The sequence below is a fragment of the Bacillus sp. FJAT-22090 genome, assembly GCF_007676755.1.
Classification (GTDB): domain Bacteria; phylum Bacillota; class Bacilli; order Bacillales_A; family Planococcaceae; genus Psychrobacillus.
In genome coordinates this window covers 1-1,554 of record NZ_VEBK01000035.1, presented here as the reverse complement: position 1 = coordinate 1,554, position 1,554 = coordinate 1, and the positions used below count along the sequence as shown (strand labels likewise).

The 1,554-nt window shown below is 38.6% G+C and carries 1 protein-coding gene; it reads left to right on the top strand.

The window, feature by feature from the left end:
* The first annotated feature begins 86 nt into the window (after positions 1 to 86).
* Positions 87 to 1,445 (top strand): IS1182 family transposase, encoded by a 1,359-nt coding sequence (locus FS486_RS19835; protein WP_144514029.1) that lies wholly within the window; start codon positions 87 to 89, stop codon positions 1,443 to 1,445.
* The last annotated feature ends 109 nt before the right edge of the window (positions 1,446 to 1,554 follow it).

The window sequence follows — 1,554 nt, the reverse complement described above, 5'->3', positions numbered from 1 at the left end:
CAGACTGTAGACAAACTCGAAATTTCGAGTTTGCCTACAGTCTTTTTTGTTTTAAAATAAAATTAATAAAACCTGAGGTGATAACTATGCTTTCGAAACATAACTCTATTCAACGAGATCAAATTGAAATGATTGCTTTAGATCAACTAGTTCCTGCAAACCATCTGGTTCGCAAAATGGAGTCGGCGATTGATTTCTCTTTTGTTTATGATTTAGTGAAAGACATGTATTCGGAAGTTGGTCGTCCAAGTATTGATCCTGTTATTTTGATCAAACTGACATTCATTCAATATACCTTCGGTATTCGTTCGATGCGTAAAACAATTGAAGAGGTAGAAACAAACATGGCCTATCGTTGGTTCTTAGGGTATGGCTTCCACGATAAAGTACCCCACTTCTCTACCTTTGGAAAAAACTATGTGCGTCGCTTTAAAGATACAGACCTGTTCGAACAGATCTTTTATCGTATTTTAAAGACTGCTGTCGAGAAAAACTTGATAAGTGCAGAACACGTTTTCGTTGATTCTACACATGTTAAAGCTAGCGCAAATAAGCGCAAATTCGAGAAGAAAGTTGTTCGTAAAGAGACACGTGCCTATCAAGAACAGCTTCAAGAAGAGATCAATCAAGATCGTGAAGCTCACGGAAAGAAACCAATCCCACCAGAAAAGTTTGATAAGGATGAGGAGAAAGAAATCAAAGAAAGTACAACTGACCCAGAAAGCGGTTATTACGTTAAAGATGAACGTACTAAACAGTTTGCTTATTCATTTCATGCTGCGTCGGACAGAAACGGATTTGTACTCGGCACGATTGTAACTCCAGGCAACGTACATGACAGTCACATATTAGAACCATTAGTTGAAAATGTTATTGAAAGAGTGGTAAAACCCGAAGCCGTTGCTGCCGATGCAGCATACAAAACACCTGCAATTACGAGATACTTATTAAAAAATGAAATGACACCAGCCTTGCCATATACTCGACCTCGAACAAAAGAAGGATTCTTCCGTAAGCATGAGTATGTCTACGATGAATACTTTGACTGTTATCTTTGCCCAGCTGGTGAAATCTTAAAATACTCTACAACAACTAAAGAAGGCTATAGAGAATACAAATCACCAAAACACATTTGTGCAACCTGCCCTTTTTTAGCACAATGTACCGAGAGTAAAGACCATCAAAAAGTGGTAACACGTCATGTTTGGCAAGAATACGTGGAAGAAGCCGATCATCTTCGTCACCATGAAGGTGTAAAACCTATTTATGCGAAAAGAAAAGAAACGATTGAAAGAGTATTCGCAGATGCAAAAGAAAAGCATGGCATGCGTTGGACAACGTTAAGGGGACTTAAAAAATTGTCGATGCAGGCGATGCTTACTTTCGCTGCCATGAATTTAAAGAAGATGGCCAACTGGACTTGGCGGGGTCCAGAAATGGTCTAACTAACGACCTCGAAGGGGTCTACTACTCACTTTAAATACTCTAAAACATATAAAAAATAGAAAGGGTTTCGAAATACGACCATTTCGAAACCCTTTTGTCTACAATCTG

What these genes read in the sequence shown, in the direction of transcription:
- FS486_RS19835 (WP_144514029.1), top strand. Translation starts at nt 87, where the DNA reads ATGCTTTCGAAACATAACTCTATTCAACGAGATCAAATTGAAATGATT.